This window comes from Caballeronia temeraria (genome assembly GCF_001544795.2).
Classification (GTDB): domain Bacteria; phylum Pseudomonadota; class Gammaproteobacteria; order Burkholderiales; family Burkholderiaceae; genus Caballeronia; species Caballeronia temeraria.
Map to the genome: position 1 here is coordinate 41312 of NZ_FCOI02000010.1, position 22273 is coordinate 63584.

Here is a 22273-nt window from a genome sequence, read left to right on the forward strand (position 1 = left end):
CCGGTTCAGTGCGCGCCGGCGGTGAGGGCGCGTTGCAGATTGCGCACGACATCGGCCCAGTCGCCGAGCCGGCGGGCGCGGACGAGACGCATCGACGGATACCACGGCGTGCGATGCGGGTCCTGCTCGTAACGCCATTCCGCCACCTGATTGAGGAACAGGAAGCACGGCTTGCCGAGCGCGCCCGCGATGTGAGTCAGGCCGCCGTCGTTGCCGACGAATGCGTCGAGGCGGTCGATGAGGCTCGAACTTTGTGCCAGCGTCATGTCGTCAGACAGCGTGCTGAAGCGCTCGTAGTCTTGCGCGCGCGCATCGTTCAGCCAGCGGTTGCGCTCGAATCCGCGTTGCATGATGACCCAATGGATGTCGGGCGTGTTGTCGAAGAGCGGGACGAGATCGGGCAGGGTGAGACTGCGGTTGGCGAAGTTGTTCGCCGATTCGCACGACGACCAGAAAATGCCGACGCAACGCCGTCCGGCCGCGCGCCGGCGGATCTCGCCGACGATCCCATCGACGGCGCCGGTGTCGATCGGCTCGATATAACGTGCCGACGGCGCGTAACCGATCGCCGGAAACAGCGACGTGAAGAGGGCGAACGGCTCGGTCCACAACGCGCCGTCCGGCGCCACGACGAAACCGGCCGCACGCAGGGCTTCGGCGTCCCGGGCCGTGTCGGCTTCGGGCATCGCGAAGCGATAGATGCGGTCGGAGGCGTCGTCGAATGCAATCTGCACGCCCAGCGCCTGCAGTGCGCCGGCGTAGCGCACCCAGTTGACGTGGTCGCCGTGGCCCGACGCGATCGACCTGAGCGTCAGATGCGCCGGCAAGACGCGTTGTCCGCACCAGTAATGCTCGACGTCGACATGGGGAAACAGCACGCGCCGCGCTTCCGGCGACGACCAATAGCGGTGAAACAGTTCGACGCCATTCGCGATGCCGTTGAGCCTCATCGCGCTGCGTCCCTGATGATGACCGAGGACGTACGCCGAATGCTCGGGGACGTTATCTGCCTGCAGGTCCAGAACGCGCTGATCCTCGCCGAGGTAATGGCAGCCGTAGATATTCCACAAAAAGGCGTGGAGCCGCGGATAGTCGGGCTTGTGATACACGTAGTCGAGAATACCCAGCGCGACTTCCTTCAACCCGAGATGCGCGCACGCGTCGCACAAGCTGTGCAGCTGGAAGCCGAATGTGTTCGACGTGCGCGTGATCTGCCAGCCGAGGTCCACCGTGCGCAGAAATTCGCCGCCGCGCAGATGCGCCAGCGCGCGCCAATGCAGGTAGTCGGGCGTGTTTCCATCGGTGGCGGCGCGCTCGTCCAGGAAGCGAAAGCATTCTTCGATTTCGCCTGCGTAGAGCTTCGGGAGAATCTGGTCGTAGTGGTCGATCATGGAATGGGCATCGATTTACGGAACGGCATTATTGCGTGGGGCTATTCAACGCGCGCGCGGCAAAATGGCGACATTTTCACGAATGTTGCCGTTTGTTGATTAATGTTTTAATAAAGCGACAGTTTTTGAAATAGTCGTGATGTGTCTCGTTCGAGTATAGATGTCAGGACGGATCGTCTCGAAACAAATCGAACGTTATCTGCCTAATTAAAATTCGATAATTTATCTTATGTTAAATCGTAAATTCATCTCGGAGCAATGAGGCCTCACTCCATCGCCCCGGCCCGCTGCAGCAGAAACTCGCGCTCCCGCGCATTCTTCGCAAGCGACGCCGCACGCTCGAACTCCGCGCGCGCCTCGTCCTTGCGCCCGAGCCTCGCCAGCAGATCCGCGCGCACGCTCGGCAGCCAGTGATAGCTCCTGAGCGCGGGCGTATCGGCGAGCGTGTCGACGATCGGCAGCGCCGCTTCCGGCCCGTACGCCATGCTCACCGCGACCGCGCGATTCAGCTCGACGACCGGCGTTGGCGCGGTTTGCATCAGCGCGTCGTAGAGCGCGACGATCATCCGCCAGTCGGTATCGGCGGCGCTCGGCGCGCGCGCATGACACGCCGCGAGCGCCGCCTGCAACGCGTACACGCCGCGTGCACCGTTGAGCGACTCCGAGCGCTTCAACGCCGCCAGCCCGCGCCGGATCAGAAGCGGATCCCAACGGCTGCGATCCTGATCCGGCAACAGCACCGGGCGGCCATCCCGATCGACGCGCGCCTTCATCCTCGACGCCTGAATCTCCATCAACGCGACGAGCCCGTGAACCTCGCTCTCGTCCGGCGTCAGTTCGGCGAGAATGCGCCCGAGCCGGAGCGCGTCCTCGCACAACGCGGGACGCATCCAGTCGTCGCCGGTGGTCGCCGAATAACCTTCGTTGAAAATCAGATAGATGACTTCGAGCACCGAACCGAGACGCGCGGCGCGCGCGTCGGCTTTCGGCACTTCGAACGGCACGCGGGCCGCCGACAACGTGCGCTTCGCCCGCACGATGCGCTGCGCGATCGTCGGCTCCGGCACGAGAAACGCGCGCGCGATCTCGTCGGTCGTGAGTCCGCCGATCAGCCGCAGCGTGAGCGCGGCGCGTGCATCGACGGACAGCACCGGATGGCACGCCGTAAAAATGAGCCGAAGCAGATCGTCGCCGATGTCGTCTTCGCGCGCGGCGTCGAGCGCATCGACGAAATCGGGCGTGATGTGCGCTTCCTGCGCGTCGAGATCGCGGCCGTATTCCTCGTGCTTGCGCGCGTGCAGCGCGTGCTGCCGCAGACGGTCGAGCGCCTTGTTCTTCGCTGTCGTCATGAGCCACGCTCCCGGCTTCTCGGGCACGCCCACGCCCGGTTGGCTCCAGTGTTCCAGCGCGGCCACGAACGCGTCCTGCGCCAGCTCCTCGGCGAGCGCGACGTCGCGCACGATGCGCGCCACGCTCGCGATCACCTTCGCCGACTCGATCCGCCACACCGCATCGATGGCGCGGCGCGCGGCATCGTCGGCAGTGTTCTCGTCGTTGCCCTCGCTCACGCCGCTTCCGGATTCATGTGCACGAGTTCCCAGATATGACCGTCGAGATCCTCGAAGCCGTGGCCGTACATGAAGCCGTGATCCTGCGGCTCGCGCGGCGCGCGTCCGCCCGCGGCGACGGCTTTCGCGACCAGATCGTCGACCTCCGCCCTGCTCTCGCACGACAGGCACACGAGCGCTTCGGTGCTCGTGTGCGCATCGGCGATCGGCTTTTCAGTGAACGTCTGAAAGAACGTTTCGACGAGCAGCATCGCGTAGATGTTGTCGCCGATGACGAGGCACGCGGCGTCATCGTTCGTGAATGCGGGATCGAAACCGAGGCCCAGCGCCTTGAAGAAGGTCATCGAGCGCTTGAGGTCTCGAACCGGCAGGTTCACGAAAATCTGCTTGTGCATGACGGTGGTCTCCGGAGTTGAGCGCTGTTTTCAGTATCACGACGAATGGCGCGCGCGAAAATCGACAACGATTTCAGGTATAGCAAGGTCCGACTTTGCGGACTTCGATCGTGCACCACTTCGCCGCCGGACATTGCGCCGCGATCGCGACGGCTTCCGCGTGCGTTTCGCAATCGATCAGGAAGAAGCCGCCGATCATTTCCTTCGCCTCGGCGAACGGTCCGTCGATGACGCGCGCATCGCCGTTCGATGCGCTGACGCGCGCCGCATCCTTCATCGACGTCAGCGATTCCACCGCGCGCAGCACGCCGCGCGCCTTCAGTCCTTCGGCGAATTCCCCCATCTGCCGATACGCCTCGCGCCCCTCTTCCTCCGTGCGCCGGCTGCGCTGTTCGACCGGTTCGACGACGAGTAACAGATAAGCCACGACAAGCCTCCGAGTGTTTTTTTGATGCGCTCCAGTCTATCTCGATATTGACAAACACGAACGCGCCCATCGATACTGCGACACATGCACGCAGCCATCCTTTTCTCCATCGCCGCGATTAAAAACCGTATGAACGCCATCTGTGGCGGGTCATCGGGACAGCGTGTGCGCTAGCGAAACAGGCAAGCAAACAAATTCCGAAGGCCCCGCCGCAAGACGGGGCCTTCTTGTTTTTGCGTGCAAGGTTTCCGTCTTCGGCTCACATCATGGAGAGCAGAGATGGAAGAGGTATCGCAGGTTCTAGCGCGTCATGGCGCCGGCCACGGCGTGGCATCGGGGCGCCTCGGCGTATCGGGCGCATCGGGCGCGCGCGTCGTGGTCTATCTGGATGTGCATCCGCATCAGATGGTGTCGTGGCGGCTTACGCGCGACGCCGATCTGCGCATCGGCGATGCGTCCGTATGGCTCACGCGTCATCGCGATCCGTACGATTACTGGCTGAAGCCCGGCGATGTCGTGCGTCTGTCGCGCGGCGAGCGCGTGTGGCTCACGTCGGAGAGCGATCAGACGATCGAGGTGTCGCTGACTTCATATCGCTGCACGCGGCGTGGTTTCGTGTCGCGCTGGCTCGCGCGGTGCTGGCCGCGCACGACGAACCAGCACGCGAGCGCGCTTTGACGGCGCCCATGCTCAAGGCTCGACGCAGCGGAAGTTCGCCGCGACGTTGATGTTGCCGTGGCCCAGATAGCGCGGATAGTTCGGATAACGGCATATCGGCCGCGTGCGTCCGTTGGTGGCGGGCGCGATGTCGCTGCCGATGAGCGTTTCCGGCGCGACGCCCTTGCTCACCCATTCGTCGAGCGCGCCGAGTTCGTCCCACGCGGGGACGAACACGCCGTTGCCGTGCTGGAATCCCGGCACCATGTAGAGCCGCATGAACGAATCGACGCTGTCCTGCCCGTATCGGTCGATCAATCCGTGATAGAACGCGATCGTCTGGTTCGGGCTGATGACTTCGTCGGCGAGGCCGTGCATCGCGATGAGCTTGCCGCCGTGCGCGATGAACGCGGAGAAGTCCGGGTTCATCGCGCCGACGGTGTACGCGAGCGTCGTAAGGCGCTGCCTGAAGCGGCCGGGATTGTCGAGGTCGAGCGTGAGCGAGTTGAACGCGAGATCGCGCGTGACGAAGTAGCGGACATACGCGTCGCCCTGCGCGAAGAGATAGCCATTGGCGGCGAAAGTCGGCGGGTTCAACAGCGTCGGCGAATCGCCGAGACCGAGCGTGCCGGAAAAGTCCACGCCCTGAAACACGTTGTAGCCGGGATACGTATCGACGTCATAGGCGAGCGGATACGGCAGGCTGACGCCGTCGCGCAGCGTTTCCAGCGTATCGATCTGCGCGTCCGACAGACAACTGTCGCGCAAGGACGGACGCTGCCCGTTCGCGCAACGCAGCGACGCGATGATCTGCGGCTCCAGCTTCCTGCACGCCTCGACATTGCTGACGATGCCGTCCGCCGCGCCGTCGAGCCGGTCGCACTCGCGCACGACGGTCTCGAACACGCGCCGCTGCTGCGCGAGCCCGACGAAGCCGCCCGGCTTCGCATACGACGCCTGCCCGACCAGCACGCCCATCAGCCGCACGCCGGAAAAGTTGATGGCCGGCGCGTTGGCGATGACGCCGTCGTAGTCGTTCGGAAAGCGCTCGATCACGGTGAAGCCTTCGCGGCCGCCCGTCGAGCCGCCCGCGAAGTAGGTTTTTTCGGGCGCGCGCCCGTAGCCCATCTGGATCAGCGCCAGCGCGACGTCGCGAGTCTTTTTGAGATGTCCGAAGCCGAAGTTGATGATCGCTTCGTCGTTCACCGCGAAGTCCGCGCGTCCCGAGTTGCCGACGTGGCCCGAATCGGAGCCGAAAGTGGCGTAGCCGCGCGCGAGCGGCGTCGAATCGGGCGCGAAGGACATCGGCTCGGTGCCGGACACGATGGTGCCGTTGTAGCCGCCTCCGCCCATCTGCAGCGCGCGGCCGTTCCAGCGGCTCGGCAGATTCACTTCGAAGCGGATATCGGGCGTCGTATCCAGCAGCGCCTTGATGAAGCCGGTGATGCGGCAATATTCGCCGTTGCGGTTGCCGGGCGCGGCCGCCTTCACGACCCACGCGGAAACGATCGTCGCGCCGCGCGTCGGCAAACCGATGATCGACGCGGGCACGGTCTTGCCTTCGAGGTCGTCGCAGTGCTTCGTCACGTAGGCGGCCGCGTGGGCGTGCGAAAAGGCCGCGAGCGCGATCACCGCGAGGAGCGCACGGATCAGGAACACATCGGAAGAAAGAAGGCGGAAGGCGCGAAACACGTCTTTAAAGTGGCTGCTTCAAACGCCGCACAATATATAAGAACAGTTTTGAGATAGCCATCCGGGTCTGCCGGCCGTTGCAGCGGCACAACCGGCTTCTTCGCGCCGCGTGGTTCATTCGCCGTCCCACTCGCCGCGCAGGTCGCTGTTCTCCAGAAGCTGTAGCAAGGTTTCGGCCGGACGGCTCAGATGTTTGGCGCCGAACGCGATGAACTCCACTTCGGGCAACGCCGGCAAGTCCGCGCGGTTCACGGGCGGCGCCAGTCCGCGCGCCGCGAGAAAATGCGAACGCACGGTCAGCCCGAGCCCGCCGCGCGCCGCCGCGATGCAGCCCGCGTGGCTGCTGCTCGTGCAGACCATCTGCCAGCTCGCACCCGACATGGCGAGCGAATCGAGCACGACGCCGCGCGTGACGCTCGGTTCCGACACGAGAATCAGCGGCAGCGGCTCGTTCGTATCGACGACGGTGCCCGGCTTCGCGAGCCATTCCAGCCGCCCGGAGAAAAGCCGCATGCCGCGCGCATCGCCGAGTCGGCGCTTGCCGACCGCGAGATCGAGTTCGCCGGCATCGACCATCTGATAAAGGCGGCCGGTCATGCCGATGGTGATTTCCAGCTCCACATCCGGATGCGTGTCCCGAAAAGCCGCGAGCACGCTCGGCAGCGGCCCGAGCGCGATATCGTCCGATGAGCCCAGCCGCACGCGCCCGCGCAGCCGCGGCGAGCTGAACTGCGACTGCGCGTGCGCCATCGCTTCGAGAATCACGCGGGCGTGGACGAGCATCGCTTCGCCGTCGGCGGTGAGCGCGAGTGAATGCGTGTCGCGCACGAAAAGCCGCCGGCCGACGCTCTCCTCCAGGCGGCGAATATGCTCGGACACGCTCGATTGCCGCAGGCCGAGCTGGCGCCCCGCGTCGGTAAAGCTGTGCGACGCGGCCACGGTCGCGAAGGTGGTCAGCCAGACTGGATTGAGCATGCGCTATTGTCATCGGTAACATCGATGACAGTCAATGTGGTTAGCGGTCTTCCCGATGACGCCGTAAGTCATTAACATTTCACATATCGCGCAACGGGCCTGTTTTCAAACAGCTTTCTTCGTCCCGCGGTCGTTCCGCTCTCCCGTTTCCCACATGACCAAAAGTTCTCCGCACACGGCATTGCTCTGGATCGTCGCCGTGGGCTTTTTCATGCAGGCGCTCGACACGACGATCGTCAACACGGCGCTGCCTTCCATCGCGCGAAGCCTGCACGCCGCGCCGCTCGCGATGCAGTCGATCGTCGTCGCCTACACGCTCACAATGGCCCTGCTGACGCCCGCCTCCGGCTGGCTCGCGGATCGCTTCGGCACGCGGCGCGTCTATCAGGTGTCGATTTCCCTCTTCGTGATCGGCTCGCTTGCCTGCGCGAGCGCGCATTCGGTGAATCAACTGGTGCTCGCGCGCGTGCTGCAAGGCGTCGGCGGCTCGATGCTGCTGCCGATCGGCCGTCTCGCCATATTGCGCGCCGTGTCCGGCGAGGCCTACGTTTCCGCGCTCGCGATGATTTCCGTCGCCGGCCAGGTCGGCCCCATTCTCGGCCCGACGCTCGGCGGATGGTTCGTCGAGTCGTTCACATGGCACTGGATCTTCCTCATCAACGTGCCGATCGGCGCGGTCGGCCTCTACGCGGTGCAGCGCTTTCTGCCGAACGACACGGTGCACAACGCCCCGCCCTTCGATTTCGTCGGCTGCGGATTGCTGTCGATGTGCATGGTGTCGTTCTCGCTCGCACTCGATTGTCCCGTGGAGACGCATCGCGGCGCGGCATCGGCGGCGCTCTTCGTGCTCGCGGCCGTGTCGGCGTTCGCCTATGTTCCATATGCGCGCCACAAGCGCAATCCGCTCTTTCATCTCGGGCTTTTTCGCGAGCCGAACTTCAGCGTCGGGCTGATCGGCAATTTGTTGTGCCGCATCGGATCGAGCGCCGTGCCGTTTCTGCTGCCGCTGCTGATGCAGCTCGAGCTCGGCTACAGCCCGCTGCATTCCGGCTTGATGATGCTGCCGATCGCCATCGCCGGCACGATCAGCAAGCGCTGGATCGCGCAGCTCGTGAAGCGTTACGGCTACGACATGTTCCTGCTCGTGAACACCGCGCTCGTGGGCGGGTCGATCGTCGCGTTCGCGCTCTTTTCGCCGACGTTGCCGCTCGCCGTCGAAATCGCGATTCTCGCCGTGTTCGGCGCGTGCAACTCGATGCAGTTCGCGGCGATGAACAGCGTCACGTTGAAAGGCCTGTCGAGCAAGGATGCGGGCAGCGGCAACAGCCTCTTCTCGATGGTGCAGATGCTCGCGATCGGCCTGGGCGTCTCGATCGGCGGATCGCTCGTGCAGTTGTTCCAGGGGCCGTTCTCCACGACGACCGGTTTCAAGTTGAGCTTCGTGTGCATGGGCGTCGTCACGTTGCTGTCGGGCGTCGTGTTCCGCCGCCTCGATGACGCGCCGGTCAGCGCCGCGCCGGCTGGAGCCGGCAAGCCCGCGGCATAGCCGGTATCCTGTCCGTCCAACCGATTTCTGGAGTGCAACCGTGCAATACCGCAAATTCGGCAATACCGGTTTCACCGTTTCGCGTCTGACGCTCGGCACGATGACCTTCGGCCTGCAAACCGAGGAAGACGTGTCGCGCAGCATCATGGACCGCGCGGCGGACGCGGGCGTCAATTTCATCGACACGGCGAACGTTTATCCGCTCGGCAGCGGGCACGATCTCGCGGGCCGCACCGAGGAAATCGTCGGCCGCTGGCTCAAGGGCCGGCGCGACAACTACATTCTCGCGACCAAGGCCGTGCATGAAATGGGGCCGCTCGCGTGGAACAAGGGCGCATCGAGGAAGCATCTGCTCGATGCGATCGATGCATCGCTCAAGCGGCTGGGCACGGATTACGTCGACCTGTATCAGCTTCACAACGACGATCACGACACGCCGCTCGACGAGATGGTCGAAGCGCTCGATACCATCGTGCGGCAAGGCAAGGCGCGTTATATCGGCGTATCGAATTATCTGGCGTACCGGCTTGCGCGCGCGCTCGGCCGTTCCGACGTGCTGCGCGCCGCGCGCTTCGTTTCGGTGCAGCCGCGCTACAACCTGCTCTTTCGCCAGATCGAGCGGGAGTTGCTGCCGCTCGCGACCGAGGAAGGCCTCGCGGTCATTCCGTACAACCCGCTCGCGGGCGGATTGCTGACGGGCAAGCATCGCTTCGACGCGGCGCCGAGCGAAGGACGCTTCACCGGCTCCGTCGGCAAGGCTGGCGCGATGTACACGCAGCGCTACTGGCACGAGCGCGAGTTTCACACCATCGAAGCGATCAATCAGATCGTCGCGCCGAGCGGACGCTCGCTCGCGAGCACGGCGCTCGCGTGGGTGCTGGCGAATCCGGCGGTGACGTCGGCGATCATCGGCGCGAGCAGGCCGGATCAGCTCAACGAGACGCTCGCGGCCGTCGATCAGCCGATCGATCCGGAAATCAAGGCGAAGCTCGACGAAGCGACGGTCGACTATCGCTTCGGCGACGCGTTGCGCTGATCCGTCAGACGCGGGCCGCGCGTGCGCGATACACGCTTTCGAGCGAGTAGATCGCGAGCGCGGCCCAGATCGCGCCATAGCCGATCAACTGATCGTGCCCGAAGAATTCCTGATAGATCACGACGCCGATCAGCAATTGCAGCGACGGCGTGATGTACTGGATGAGCCCGAGCATCGAAAGCGGAATGCGTCGCGCGCCCGCCGCGAACAAGAGCAGCGGCACGGCGGTCACGGGCCCCGCCGCCGCGAGCAGCAGCTTCACGCCGATCGACGCATGCTCGAAGCCGCTGCCGCCGTGCGAATTCAGGAAAAAGAGATAGAGCAGCGCGACGGGACAGAGCAACATGGTTTCGAGCGTCAGCCCTTCGAGCGCGCCGAGCGACGCGGTCTTGCGCAATAGCCCGTAGCCGCCGAACGTCAGCGCGAGCGCGAGACTGATCCACGGCGGCGCGCCGTTCACCCACGTCAACCACGCGACGCCCGCCGCGGCGATGGTCACCGCGAGCCATTGCACGGGCCGCAGCCGTTCGTGCAGAAACGCCATCCCGAACAGCACGTTGACGAGCGGATTGATGAAGTAGCCGAGACTCGCCTCGACGATGCGTCCGTCGTTCACCGCCCAGATATAGATGCCCCAGTTCGCCGACAGCAGCACAGCGCTCGCCGCGAAGCGTGCGAGCAGGCGCTTGTCGCGCAAGACGGGGCCGAGCCACGCCCACTGACGGCGCGCGGTCATGACGATGAGCAGAAAGACCATCGACCACGCCATGCGGTGCGCGAGCATCTCGACCGCGCCGATCGAATGCAAGGCCTTGAAGTAAATCGGAAAAAGGCCCCAGATGGCAAAGGCCGCGAATGCGTAGACGACGCCTGGATTCATGTTTCGATGCGTAGAGCGGACCGGCGCGCGCACGAACGATCGGCTCGTTCGCCCGCGCTGCTTTTCCGTCGGCCGGAAAGCGATCCGCAAGGATTGGAAGCCGGATTTTAGACGACGCGCGAGCTTCGGCTCCAGCGGCGATCGCACGATTGGCGGATTCGTGTCGAACCCTTGGACGGATTCTTGCTCGAACTCTGATCGCGAACGCCCTTCTGTTCGCTTCTGTGCTCGTTCTTTTGCCGCTTTCCTGGTCGCTAATGAATAACCAAACCGTCCACCAAAATTTTTTCCATATCTTGCTGTGCGCGGTGACGCTCGCGCTCGCGTGGGTGTTGTTGCCGTTTTTCGGCGCGATCTTCTGGGGCGCGATTCTCGCGATCCTGTTCCAGCCGATGCAGCGTTACCTCGCCGCGCGCTTCGGCAAGCGCCGCAATCTCGCCGCACTGACGACGCTGGCCGCCGCGATTCTCATCGTCATCATTCCGCTCGCGATCGTCGCGGTGACGCTCGTGCAGGAAATCGCCCTCGTCTATGCGCGGATCAAGAGCGGCGATCTGAACTTCGGGCTGTACTTTCAGCATGTGCTGCACGCGCTGCCGGCGTCGGTGCAGCAACTGCTCGGGCGATACGGGCTCGACGACATCGGCGGCGTGCAGCACAAACTGATGGAAGGCGCGTCGCAGATCAGCCAGTTCGCGGCGGCGCAGGCGCTGTCGATCGGGCAGAACACGTTCCAGTTCGTCGTGAGCTTCGGCGTGATGCTCTATCTGGTGTTCTTTCTCTTGCGCGATGGCGGCGAGATCGGCCGGCGCATCCGGCGCGCGATTCCGCTCGATCCCGAACCGAAGCAGCATCTGATCGCGAAGTTCACCACGGTGGTGCGCGCGACGGTTAAAGGGAATATCGCAGTGGCCGCGGTGCAGGGTCTGCTCGGCGGACTGATTTTCTGGATTCTCGGTATCAGCGGCTCGTTGCTGTGGGGCGTGCTGATGGCGTTTTTGTCGCTCTTGCCGGCGGTTGGCGCGGCGATCGTGTGGGCGCCAGCGGCGATTTATTTCTTCATGACGGGCGCAATCGTCAAGGGACTGATTCTGGTCGGGTTTTGCGTGGTGGTGATCGGACTCGTCGATAATGTGCTGCGGCCGATTCTCGTCGGCAAGGATACAAAAATGCCCGACTGGGTTGTGCTCATTTCGACGCTCGGCGGGATGGCGCTGTTCGGGATCAACGGGTTTGTTATCGGGCCGTTGGTCGCGGCGCTTTTTATGGCGAGCTGGGATTTGTTTTCGCAGGATGAGGCGGCCAAGCAGTAGCCGCAAAAAAACCGGCTCTGACTCAGAGCCGGTTTTTTGTTTGAAGCATCGTTCAGCGCGTAGTCGGCGCCGTATACCGGCACTCGAACCGCTTCCTCACCGTGCCATTCTCATCGACGCTTTCCAGATAAACATCGAATTGCCACAAGCGCGCCATGTGCTTGAGCACTTCGTCGCTGTCGTTGGCAAGATGGCGGTTGTCGGTCATGAAATGACGCAGCGTAAGACTCCGGTCGCCACGCGTATTCACCGAATACACCTGAATATTCGGCTCGCGATGATGAATATCGTACTGCCGCGACAACGCCTGCCGCACATACCGATACCCGCTGTCGTCGTGAATAGCCGACACTTCCAGCGCGTCGCGCATGTCGTCGTCGAGAATCGAGAAGAGACGCATCTCCCGAATCAGATGCGGCGACAGATATTGCGCGATAAAGCTCTCGTCCTTGAAATTGCGCATCGCGTAATGCAGGGACTCCAGCCAGTCGCTGCCCGCAAGTTCCGGGAACCACTCGCGATCTTCGTCCGTCGGGTTTTCGCAGATGCGGCGAATGTCGCTCATCATCGAAAAACCGAGCGCGTACGGATTGATGCCGCTGTAATACGGCTTCGTCACCGGCGGCTGATACACGACGTTCGAATGCGAGTGCAGAAACTCCATCATGAAGCTGTCTTCGAGACGGCCTTCGTTATAGAGCGTGTTCAGCAGCGTGTAATGCCAGAACGTGGCCCAGCCTTCGTTCATGACCTGTGTCTGCCGCTGCGGATAGAAATACTGTCCGACCTTGCGCACGATGCGAATGACTTCGCGCTCCCACGGCTCCAGCAACGGCGCATTCTTCTCCGCGAAATACAGCAGATTCTCCTGCGGCTCGGGCGGATACCGGCTTTCGGTTTCCTCCGGCGAAGGGTCCTTGCCCTTGGGCAGCGTGCGCCACAATTCGTTGACCTGCGACTGCAGATACGCTTCGCGCTCGCGCCGCATCGCCGCTTCCTTCGCGAGCGACAGTTTTTGCGGCCGCTTGTAGCGATCGACGCCGTAGTTCATCAACGCGTGGCACGAATCGAGCAGTTCCTCGACGTGATCCAGCCCGTAACGCTCCTCGCACTCCGCGATGTAATTCTTCGCATAGACGAGGTAATCGATGATCGCGTGCGCATCCGTCCAGAGCCGGAAGAGATAGTTGCCCTTGAAGAACGAGTTATGCCCGTACGCCGCGTGGGCGATCACGAGCGCCTGCATCGTCATCGTGTTCTCTTCCATGAGATACGCGATGCAGGGATTCGAATTGATGACGATTTCGTACGCGAGGCCCATTTGCCCGCGCCGATAGCCCTTCTCGGTGGCAAGAAAGTGCTTGCCGAACGACCAGTGCCGATAGTTCACCGGCATCCCGACGGACGCATACGCATCCATCATCTGCTCGGAGCTGATGATTTCGAGCTGGATCGGATAGGTGTCGAGACCGTAGCGATTCGCGACGCGTGAAATTTCGGCGTCGTACTCCTCGATCAACTCGACAGTCCAGTCCGACGGGCACGGCAGCGGCCGCCGTTTCTCCGATACATTCATTCTGCCTTCCTCGTGCGCCTCGTCTGCCATCTCGGACGCCTTGCTTTGCCTGGCTTCTGGTCCCAAGCGGGAACTGGCACGATCGTCCGTGCCTTCCAGCTGATACCCGCGCGTCTCGTTGTGCACATGCCGCGTCGTCATGCGGCCGCCTGCTGTTTCTCGAACAGCTCACGGAAAACCGGATAGATGTCCGCGGCCGAATCAACTTTCTTCATGGCGAGTTCGGGCGCGCCCATCGCAAGCTGAGCATACTCCAACCAGAGATTCTGCTCCTCCGGCGCAACTTGAATATAGGCAAAATACCGAACCTTCGGCAGGATGTCGTCCGCCAGCAGCTTGCGGCACTTGGGGGAATCGTCGGTCCAGTTGTCGCCGTCCGATGCCTGCGCGCCGTAAATGTTCCATTCAGTGGGCGAGTAACGCTCGTCCATGATCTTCTTCATCAGTTCGAGCGCGCTCGACACCACCGTGCCGCCGCTTTCAGTCGAATGGAAGAACGTGTCTTCGTCGACTTCCTCCGCGCGCGTATGGTGGCGGATGAACACGACTTCGATCTTCTCGTAGTTCCGCTGCAGGAACAGATACAACAGGATGAAGAAGCGCTTGGACAAGTCCTTGCGTTGCTCGTCCATCGAGCCGGAGACGTCCATCAGGCAGAACATCACGGCCTTGCTCGACGGCGTAGGCTGCTTCACGCGATTGATGTAGCGCAGATCGAACGGATCGATAAACGGAATCCGCGTGATCCGCCCCTGCATGATGACGATATCCGCTTCGAGCCGCGCGATGTCTTCCGCGTCGGCGTTCTCTTCCTTTAGCTGTTCGAGCTGACGCTCCATTTCGCGTAACTGCGACGCGAGCGGCCAGCCGAGCGCAATGCGCCGGCCGAGCGCGGAGCGCAGCGATCTCACCACGTCGATGTTATTCGGCGTGCCTTCCGCCGCCCAGCCCGCGCGGACGTTCTTCCATGTCGGCACGGCGAGCAGTTGGGTTTTGACGAGGCGCGGCAGTTCGAGGTCGTCGAAGAAGTACTGCATGAATTCTTCGCGCGAGAGTTCGAAGACGAAATCGTCCTGCCCTTCGCCCTCGTTGCTGGCGCTCTTGCCGCCGCCGCCCGCGCCGCCGGGCGGACGCGGAATCTTGTCGCCGCGAATGTAATCGGCGTTGCCCGGATGGACGTACTCACGCTTGCCGCCCGGTCCGTGACGGAACGATGGCTCGGAGATGTCCTTCTTGGGAATGGTGATGCTCTGAGTGCTTTGAATGTCTTTGATGCTGCGATCGCGCACCGCGTCGGACACCGCGCGGCGAATGTAACTCTTGACGCGTCGCAGGAAGCGCTCGCGATTGGCGATGCTCTTGTTCTTGCCGGCTAACCTGCGGTCGATGATTTGGTGCAGCACATCCAGTCTCCCGCGTTATTGGCGAGGTTGTGAGACGCTGCGCGAGCCGACGGCTGAGCGCGGCGTCTTCCGTTCTCGCAAAGTGTCCATTGTGCGCTCCGGTTGCAATTCACGCGCCCGAAACGCACGGACATCCTGACTATCGCTTTGCGCGGGACCGGAGTCGAGCGCCGCGAGCGCCGACTCCCGTCTTGCTTACATCACGACGACTTGCGCACGCGCAGATACCAGTCGCACAGGAGCCGGACCTGCTTCGGCGTATAGCCCTTCGCGACCATGCGATTGACGAAGTCTTCGTGCTTGCGTTGCTCTTCGGCCGATCCCTTCGCGTTGAACGAAATCACCGGCAGAAGTTCTTCGGTGTTGGAGAACATCTTCTTCTCGATCACCACGCGCAGCTTCTCGTAGCTGATCCACGCGGGATTCTTGCCGCCATTGGCCGCCCGCGCGCGCAACACGAAGTTCACGATCTCGTTGCGGAAGTCCTTCGGGTTGCTGATGCCCGCGGGCTTCTCGATCTTCTCCAGCTCGGCGTTCAATGCCGCGCGGTCGAAGCTCTCGCCGGTGTCGTGATCGCGGAACTCCTGATCCTGAATCCAGAAGTCCGCGTACGTCACATAGCGGTCGAAGATGTTTTGCCCATACTCCGAATACGACTCCAGATAAGCGGTCTGAATCTCCTTCCCGATGAATTCGGCGTAGCGCGAAGCCAGTACGTCCTTGATGAACGACAGATACTTTTGCTCCGTCTCCGGCGGGAACTGCTCGCGCTCGATCTGCTGTTCGAGCACGTACATGAGATGCACAGGGTTGGCCGCGACTTCGCTCGAATCGAAGTTGAAGACGCGCGAGAGAATCTTGAACGCGAAGCGCGTCGAGACGCCCGTCATGCCTTCATCGACACCCGCATAATCGCGATACTCCTGATACGACTTCGCTTTCGGGTCCGTGTCCTTCAGGTTCTCGCCATCGTAGACCTGCATCTTCGAGAAGAGGCTCGAGTTTTCCGGCTCGTGCAGACGCGTGAGCACGGCCATCTGCGCCATCATCTTGAGCGTGCCCGGTGCGCAAACCGCCTCGGCGAGGGACGAATTGCGCAAGAGCTTCTCGTAGATCTTGATCTCTTCACCGTAACGCAGGCAGTAAGGCACCTTCACGACGAAGATACGATCGAGCAGTGCTTCGTTGTTCTTGTTGTTGCGGAACGCCTTCCACTCCGACTCGTTCGAGTGCGCGAGGATGACGCCATCGAACGGAATCGCACCGAAGCCTTCCGTGCCCTTGAAGTTGCCTTCCTGGGTCGCGGTGAGCAGCGGGTGGAGCACCTTGATCGGCGCCTTGAACATTTCGACGAATTCCAGCAAGCCCTGATTGGCGAGGCACAGGCCACCGGAATAGCTGTATGCGTCAGCGTCGTCCTGCGAATAGGTTTCGAGCTTGCGGATATCCACCTTGCCGACGAGCGACGAGATGTCCTGATTGTTCTCGTCACCCGGCTCCGTCTTCGCGATGCCGATCTGACGAAGGATGGACGGATAGCGGCGCACCACGCGGAACTTGCGGATGTCGCCGTTGTACTCGTGCAGGCGCTTCACGGCCCACGGCGAGAGGATGCTCTTCAGATAGCGGCGCGGAATGCCGTATTGCTCTTCGAGGACCGGACCGTCTTCGTCGTAGTCGAAGAGACCGAGCGGCGATTCATTGACGGGCGAGCCCTTCAACGAATAGAACGGCACGCGCTCCATGAGTTGCTTCAGCCGTTCGGCGATCGACGACTTGCCGCCGCCCACCGGACCCAGCAGATACAGGATCTGCTTCTTCTCTTCCAGACCCTGCGCCGCGTGCCGGAAGTACGACACGACATTCTCGATCACTTCCTCCATTCCGTAGAACTCGCGGAATGCGGGATACACCTTGATGACCTTGTTTGCAAACACACGCGATAAACGCGGGTCGAGGCGAGTGTCGACCATTTCCGGTTCCCCGATGGCCGTCAACATGCGTTCGCCCGCTGTTGCATATGTGGCAGGATCTTCTTTGCAGAGCGCGAGATACTCTTCGAGAGAAAACTCCTCCTCGCGAGTTTTTTCGAAGCGGGTCGCGAAACTGCTGTAGATATCCATGCTACCTCCTCGCCGAAGTCAGAAAGCTATGCCGTGCGCAACGCGCGTAATCGAAACGACATCGCTTGAATTCATCCTAAACCCTTTCGAATTTTTTTTCACGCACTTGCGTTGCTCATTTGCTTCGAAGAATTCCTAGCTTGGTGCGCTATTTTCGTTCACCTACAATGTTCATCCCAATGTCGCTATCCTCTTGCTCGACATCGTCGCTGCCTGTTCGCTTCCGCCCGCACTTGGCTACTTATTCACTGCTTCTGTCCGCCAATGCGACGTGCGCCGCACATGCGCGTTCATGCACGAATACGTGCGCACGTGCTCATGAGATGCAATACATCGAAGATGCCGATGCTCCGTGCGACATCATCAATAATCGTTCCCGATGCATCGCCTTCGCGCGTCATGCGAGCACCAGTTCCAGTTCGCCGATGCGGTCGATCGCGCCATGCAGCATGCCCGGTCCATCGACGCGATACGCGCCCGTATAGGACCCCGTGGTGATGGTCCAGAACGGCTCGACCGTCAAACCCATACGGGAACAATGGTTGACGAGCCACGGCAGCAGTTCGCGCGGATCGCCCGCCGGATTGCCGAGCGCGGCCGGCGCGATCGATACGCCGTCGAGCGTGAATTCCAGTCGCGGGGTCAGAAAGTCGAAGCCGGGCGCGACGACGTCGTAAGGTTCCATGCCCGATACGACGAGTGCGCCGTTGTTCTGCGAATCCGCGAGCTGGGCGAGCGGATCGAGATTGGGCCATTGCGCGAAACGGCTGTCGACGACTTCGAGCGCGACCGCAATGCCGCCGATCGCGTCGAACACTTCCTCGCGCGTGTATGGATCGCTGCGCGCGGGCAGCGCATAGGCGAAGCGGAACGCGACTTCGAGTTCCACCAGCACGCGGAAGAACGATTGAAAAGGCAGCCGCGCGGGCGAAACGTGGACGAGCGCGGCATCGATGGGCGCGCCCGTGGCGAGCGCATCGGGCGCGCGGGCGCCGATCTTCCAGGCGCCGATGCGCGCATCCGATTCCCTCAGCATCTCGTGCTGGATCGCGTAGGCGGTGGGCGCGTCGGCCGGAATGTCGGCGTGTTCCAGCGTTTCGATCAGCTGATGCCGGCGGCGGGCGTCCGCGAGTTTCGCGGCGAGTGTCGATCCGGTCATGTCGATATCCTCGTGTGAGCGATGACGCACCCATCAGTGTACGGGTTACCGGATCGGCGTTGGTCGCGCGCGTGTGCATTCGCGCGCATTCATGGCTCGCGCGTTGCTCAGAACGTTTCCCAGTCGCCGCCTGCATCCGCGGTCGCGGGCGCTTTCGGCGCGGGCGCGGGCGCGGCAGCCGCGCGTTTCGAAGGCGACGTCACGGCAGGCTTCGCGATAACACGCGCCGCCACCGTTGCACGCGATGCAACTTTCGCCGCCGGCGCGGATGGGACTGCACCAGCCGCACCAGCCGCACCAGCTGCTCTGGCAGCAAGCGGCGCGCCGTCCGCCACCTGAAACACCGCGACGGCTTGCCGCAGCCGCGCGGCCTGATCTTCGAGGGACTGCGCGGCCGCCGCCGCTTCCTCGACGAGCGCCGCGTTCTGCTGCGTCACTTCATCCATTTGCGTGACGGCGCGCGACACTTGTTCGATGCCGCTCGACTGCTCTTCCGACGCCGCCGCGATTTCGCCCATGATGTCGGTGACACGCTGCACCGCGCCGATGATCTCGTTCATCGTGCGGCCGGCTTCGTCGACGAGCGTCGTGCCCGTGCGCACGCGCGCCACGGAGGTATCGATCAGCTCCTTGATTTCCTTCGCCGCCGCCGACGAACGCTGCGCGAGGCTGCGCACCTCGCCCGCGACCACCGCGAAGCCGCGCCCTTCCTCGCCCGCGCGCGCCGCTTCGACCGCCGCGTTGAGCGCCAGAATGTTGGTCTGGAACGCGATGCCTTCGATGATCGAAATGATGTCCGCGATCTTCGACGAACTGCCGTCGATCTCGCGCATCGTGTCGACGACCTGCGTCACGACCGCGCTGCCCTTGCCGGCGATCTCCGAGGCGTTCGCCGCGAGCGCGCTCGCCTGGCGCGCGTTGTCGGCGTTCTGGCGGACGGTGCCGGTCAGCTCTTCCATGCTCGACGCGGTTTCCTGCAGCGCCGATGCCTGTTCTTCAGTGCGCGACGAAAGATCCGTATTGCCGGCCGCGATCTGCTGCGTCGCCGACGCGATCGATTCGCTGCCCGAGCGCACCGTGCGCACGGTCGTGAGCAGACTCGTGCGCATCCTGGCGAGCCCTTCGAGCAACAGGCCCATTTCGTCGCGCGACGTGACGACGACTTCGCGGCGCAGATCGCCCGCGGCGATCGCCTCGAAATGGCCGAGCGCGGCTTCGAGCGGCCGCCCGATCGCGCGCCTGAGCGAGAACCACGCGAACACCGCCGCCGCCATGCCGAGCGCGATCGCGCCGAGGCTCAACGCGCGGAACAATTCGAAGCGGCTCTGGGTGTCGTCGTAGCTCCTTTTCGACGCTTCGGTCAGATGCTTGCGCAGCGCGTCGTTCGCGTTGGCGAGCTCGTTGTAGGTGACCTGCATCGCCTTGGCGTTCGCGATGATGCCGTCGCGATCGTTCGCCATGACCGCTGCGACGCCCTTGTCGACGATACCCTGCAGCGCGAGGCGCTTTTCCTGCGCGGCGTCGGCGAGACGCTTTTCTTCCGGCGATTGCGGCAGCGACGCGTATTCCTTCCAGTAGCCGTCTGCGCGATCGCGCATCATGCGCGCGCGCTCGACCGTCGATGCCACTTCCGGCGTGCCGGCGAGCAGCGCCGCGCGATCGAACACGAGCCGTTCGCGCGCGGCATACATTTCCGCGTTGCCGACGGCAATCGCCGCGGGCATCTGCACCGAATACGTCGCCTGGAACGCGCCATTCGAGTGGCTCATGCCGGTGAGCCCGAGCGCACCGATCGCGATGAGCAACGCACCCAGAAACGCCATCGAGATTCCGAGGCGCGCCTTGATCGACAAAGCTTTTTTCATTGAGTTTTCCTTGATGCCGCTCGCGAGCGGGGTCGTCGTTCGTGACTGCGTGCGCGAGACATCGCGCGGCCGCTTCCGATGTAAACGGCGCGAAAGCGTGGGCACTTGAGGAAATTGTTTCGTATGAAAAGAAAACGGCGCGTCGAGCGCGCCGTTTTTCAACGATTATTGAAAACTTATGCTGAAATTTCGCTGCGGTGCGGAATCGACGGCTGCGCGCCCGCGCGCGTCACCGCGATGGCCGCCGCGCGCTGGCCGAAGGCGATGGCGTCGATGGCCGCCGCGCCGCGCGCGAGTTCCGCCGCAAAACCGCCGATGAAGGTGTCGCCGGCCGCGGTCGTATCGACGGCTTCGACGCGCGGAGACGGCAGGTGAACGCCGTCATCGTCCGCGCCGTCTAGCAATGCGAGCACGCCCTGCCCGCCGAGCGTCACGATCACATTGCGCGCGCCCTTCGCCTTGAGCGCCTGCGCGGCGCGGCGGGCGTCGTCCGGCGTCTCGATGGCAACGCCGGAGAGCGTCGCGGCTTCGAGTTCGTTCGGAATCAGATAGTCGATGAGCGGAAACCAGTCCGGCGGCAGCTTGCGCGCGGCGGGCGCGGGATTGAGGATCGTCGTGCGGCTCAGGCGCCGTCCGGTGGCGAGCGCGGCGCGCACGGTATCCGGCGGCGTTTCGAGCTGGCACACGATGACATCCGCCTGCGCGAGCAGCGCCTCCTGCGCCTCGATGCGCGCGGGCGTCACTTCGGCGTTGCTGCCCGCGACGATGACGATCGCATTCTGGCTCGCGTCATCGACGACGATGAGCGCCACGCCCGTCGGCGCGCTCGCACTCGTCGAGAGCGCCGCGCAGTCGATGCCTTCCGCTTCGAGACTGCCCTTGAGCGTCGCGCCGTTCGAATCGCCGCCGACGCAGCCGATCATCGCGACCTGCGCGCCGAGACGCGCCGCGGCGACGGCCTGATTGCCGCCCTTGCCGCCCGGCACCTGCGCGAACGCGTGTCCGGCGAGCGTTTCGCCCGGTCGCGGCAGACGCGGCGCGCGCGCGACCAGATCCATATTGAGGCTGCCGACCACGGTCACGCGGCCTTGTCTGGCGCTGTCGCCCATCTTCATGTCCTGGTTGAATTCCCTGGTTACGCCTTCGCGCCGCGCGACTCGGGCACGACCGCGGTCGATTCGCGGCGCACGAGGCGCGGTGCCACCACGCGCCGGCGCGTCGTGCCGGCAAGCTTGCCGGTGATGCGGTCGATCAGCGTCTGCGCGGCCATTTCGCCGAGCGCGCGCACCGATTGTCCCACCGTCGACAAAGCCGGATACGTATAGCGCGACAGCTCGACATCGTCAAAACCGATGATCGAGCAATCCGTCGGCACGTTGATGTGACGCTCCGCCGCCGCACGCAGCGCGCCGATGCCCATCATGTCGTTGCAGGCGAAGATCGCCGTCGGCTTCATGTTGTCGAGCAGGAGCGAGGCCGCGGCGTAACCGCCCGTCGCGGAAAAATCGCTCTGCTGGATCGCGTTCGGCTCGATTTCCATGCCGCGCTCGGCCATCGCGCGGATAAAGCCGTGAAGGCGCATCGCGGACACGGCGGTCGCGACCGGCCCGGTGATGCAGCCGATCTTCGAATGCCCGAGTTGCAGCAGATGCTTGGTCGCGAGATACGCGCCCTTTTCGTGGTCGATCTGCACGAGGTCCGACTGCAGCCCTTCGATATTGCGATCGACGATCACGAGCGGTTCGCGCGCGCCCGCGAGGCATTGCGCGAGCACGGAATCCTCGCCCGCCGATGCGATCACCAGCCCGTCGATGCGCTTTTCCTGCAGCACGCGCAGATAGTTGCGCTGCTTCGCGGGATCGTCGTCGGAATTGCAGAAGAACACGCAATAGCCGTTCTTCGCGCAGCCATCCTCGACGCCGCGCGCGAGCTCGGCGAAATACGGATTCGTTGCGTTCGGCACGAGCAGGCCGATGGTCGCCGTCGAACGCGCCTTCAGCGAGCGCGCGACCGCCGACGGCACGTAGTCGAGCTCAAGGATCGCCCGCTCGACTTTCGCCCGCACGTCGGCCGACACCGGCCGCGAATTGTTCACTACGTGGGATACCGTCGTAAACGACACCCCGGCAATGGCTGCCACGTCTTTGATCGTCGCCATACATCGTCCTTCGCTTTTCTTAGGTCTTGCTGTCTTATTGGTCGTAAGGCGTCCGGCGCGCACATCATGTCATGCGCCGCTTTGCTTTCCCCGCGCCCTGTCTGCTTCG

At 63.3% G+C, this 22273-nt stretch carries 18 protein-coding genes; 4 read left to right on the top strand and 14 right to left on the bottom strand.

The features are described from left to right. Positions 1-5: 5 nt before the first annotated feature. The 4 genes from AWB76_RS16305 to AWB76_RS16320 form a co-directional block, all read right to left on the bottom strand. Entirely contained in the window at positions 6-1391 is a 1386-nt protein-coding gene (locus AWB76_RS16305; protein WP_061161178.1) for a glycosyltransferase family 9 protein, read from the bottom strand. A gap of 266 nt (positions 1392-1657) precedes the next feature. Then, the gene (locus tag AWB76_RS16310) at positions 1658-2959 is read right to left on the bottom strand and encodes an RNA polymerase sigma factor (RefSeq protein WP_061161179.1); all 1302 of its coding nucleotides are present in this window, start codon (positions 2957-2959) and stop codon (positions 1658-1660) included. After that, the gene (locus AWB76_RS16315; RefSeq protein ID WP_061161180.1) at positions 2956-3354 is read right to left on the bottom strand and encodes a VOC family protein; all 399 of its coding nucleotides are present in this window, start codon (positions 3352-3354) and stop codon (positions 2956-2958) included. The genes AWB76_RS16310 and AWB76_RS16315 overlap by 4 nt, the downstream gene beginning before the upstream one ends. Positions 3355-3427: 73 nt before the next feature. After that, a complete protein-coding gene (locus AWB76_RS16320; RefSeq protein ID WP_061161181.1) occupies positions 3428-3781 on the bottom strand; it encodes a YciI family protein in 354 nt (117 codons plus the stop codon). A 279-nt stretch (positions 3782-4060) separates the two neighbouring features. On the opposite strand from AWB76_RS16320, the gene AWB76_RS16325 reads away from it, so the two are divergent. Continuing rightward, positions 4061-4459, top strand: coding sequence for a DUF2917 domain-containing protein (locus AWB76_RS16325; protein ID WP_061161182.1), 399 nt, complete (start codon positions 4061-4063; stop codon positions 4457-4459). Between the two features lie 12 nt (positions 4460-4471). On the opposite strand, the gene AWB76_RS16330 is transcribed toward AWB76_RS16325, so the two are convergent. Next, the gene (locus tag AWB76_RS16330) at positions 4472-6130 is read right to left on the bottom strand and encodes a tannase/feruloyl esterase family alpha/beta hydrolase (RefSeq protein ID WP_096031310.1); all 1659 of its coding nucleotides are present in this window, start codon (positions 6128-6130) and stop codon (positions 4472-4474) included. A gap of 114 nt (positions 6131-6244) precedes the next feature. Continuing rightward, on the bottom strand, positions 6245-7105 hold the full coding sequence (locus tag AWB76_RS16335; RefSeq protein ID WP_061161184.1) for a LysR family transcriptional regulator: 861 nt from the start codon (positions 7103-7105) through the stop codon (positions 6245-6247). 154 nt (positions 7106-7259) lie between these two features. Between AWB76_RS16335 and AWB76_RS16340 the strand changes: the two genes are divergently transcribed. Both AWB76_RS16340 and AWB76_RS16345 read left to right on the top strand, forming a co-directional pair. Further along, positions 7260-8651: a DHA2 family efflux MFS transporter permease subunit gene (locus AWB76_RS16340; RefSeq protein ID WP_061161185.1), complete on the top strand. Its 1392-nt coding sequence runs from the start codon at positions 7260-7262 to the stop codon at positions 8649-8651. 40 nt (positions 8652-8691) lie between these two features. Continuing rightward, the gene (locus AWB76_RS16345; protein ID WP_061161186.1) at positions 8692-9687 is read left to right on the top strand and encodes an aldo/keto reductase; all 996 of its coding nucleotides are present in this window, start codon (positions 8692-8694) and stop codon (positions 9685-9687) included. Positions 9688-9691: 4 nt separating this feature from the next. Here AWB76_RS16345 and rarD read toward each other — a convergent pair whose 3' ends face one another. Next, entirely contained in the window at positions 9692-10567 is an 876-nt protein-coding gene (gene rarD / locus AWB76_RS16350) for an EamA family transporter RarD (protein ID WP_061161316.1), read from the bottom strand. A gap of 257 nt (positions 10568-10824) precedes the next feature. On the opposite strand from rarD, the gene AWB76_RS16355 reads away from it, so the two are divergent. Continuing rightward, positions 10825-11880 (top strand): AI-2E family transporter, encoded by a 1056-nt coding sequence (locus AWB76_RS16355; protein ID WP_061161187.1) that lies wholly within the window; start codon positions 10825-10827, stop codon positions 11878-11880. Positions 11881-11932: 52 nt separating this feature from the next. Here AWB76_RS16355 and AWB76_RS16360 read toward each other — a convergent pair whose 3' ends face one another. The 7 genes from AWB76_RS16360 to AWB76_RS16390 form a co-directional block, all read right to left on the bottom strand. After that, entirely contained in the window at positions 11933-13486 is a 1554-nt protein-coding gene (locus AWB76_RS16360) for a SpoVR family protein (RefSeq protein ID WP_374729931.1), read from the bottom strand. Positions 13487-13593: 107 nt separating this feature from the next. Next, positions 13594-14859, bottom strand: coding sequence for a YeaH/YhbH family protein (locus AWB76_RS16365; protein WP_061161189.1), 1266 nt, complete (start codon positions 14857-14859; stop codon positions 13594-13596). A 200-nt stretch (positions 14860-15059) separates the two neighbouring features. Beyond that, positions 15060-16982: a PrkA family serine protein kinase gene (locus AWB76_RS16370; protein ID WP_008349646.1), complete on the bottom strand. Its 1923-nt coding sequence runs from the start codon at positions 16980-16982 to the stop codon at positions 15060-15062. Positions 16983-17379: 397 nt separating this feature from the next. After that, positions 17380-18141 (bottom strand): hydratase, encoded by a 762-nt coding sequence (locus tag AWB76_RS16375; RefSeq protein ID WP_061161190.1) that lies wholly within the window; start codon positions 18139-18141, stop codon positions 17380-17382. 107 nt (positions 18142-18248) lie between these two features. Next, positions 18249-20006 (bottom strand): methyl-accepting chemotaxis protein, encoded by a 1758-nt coding sequence (locus AWB76_RS16380; RefSeq protein ID WP_061161317.1) that lies wholly within the window; start codon positions 20004-20006, stop codon positions 18249-18251. A 176-nt stretch (positions 20007-20182) separates the two neighbouring features. Further along, entirely contained in the window at positions 20183-21121 is a 939-nt protein-coding gene (gene rbsK, locus AWB76_RS16385) for a ribokinase (protein ID WP_096031311.1), read from the bottom strand. A 20-nt stretch (positions 21122-21141) separates the two neighbouring features. Continuing rightward, positions 21142-22164, bottom strand: coding sequence for a LacI family DNA-binding transcriptional regulator (locus AWB76_RS16390; RefSeq protein ID WP_061161191.1), 1023 nt, complete (start codon positions 22162-22164; stop codon positions 21142-21144). Positions 22165-22273 lie beyond the last annotated feature (109 nt).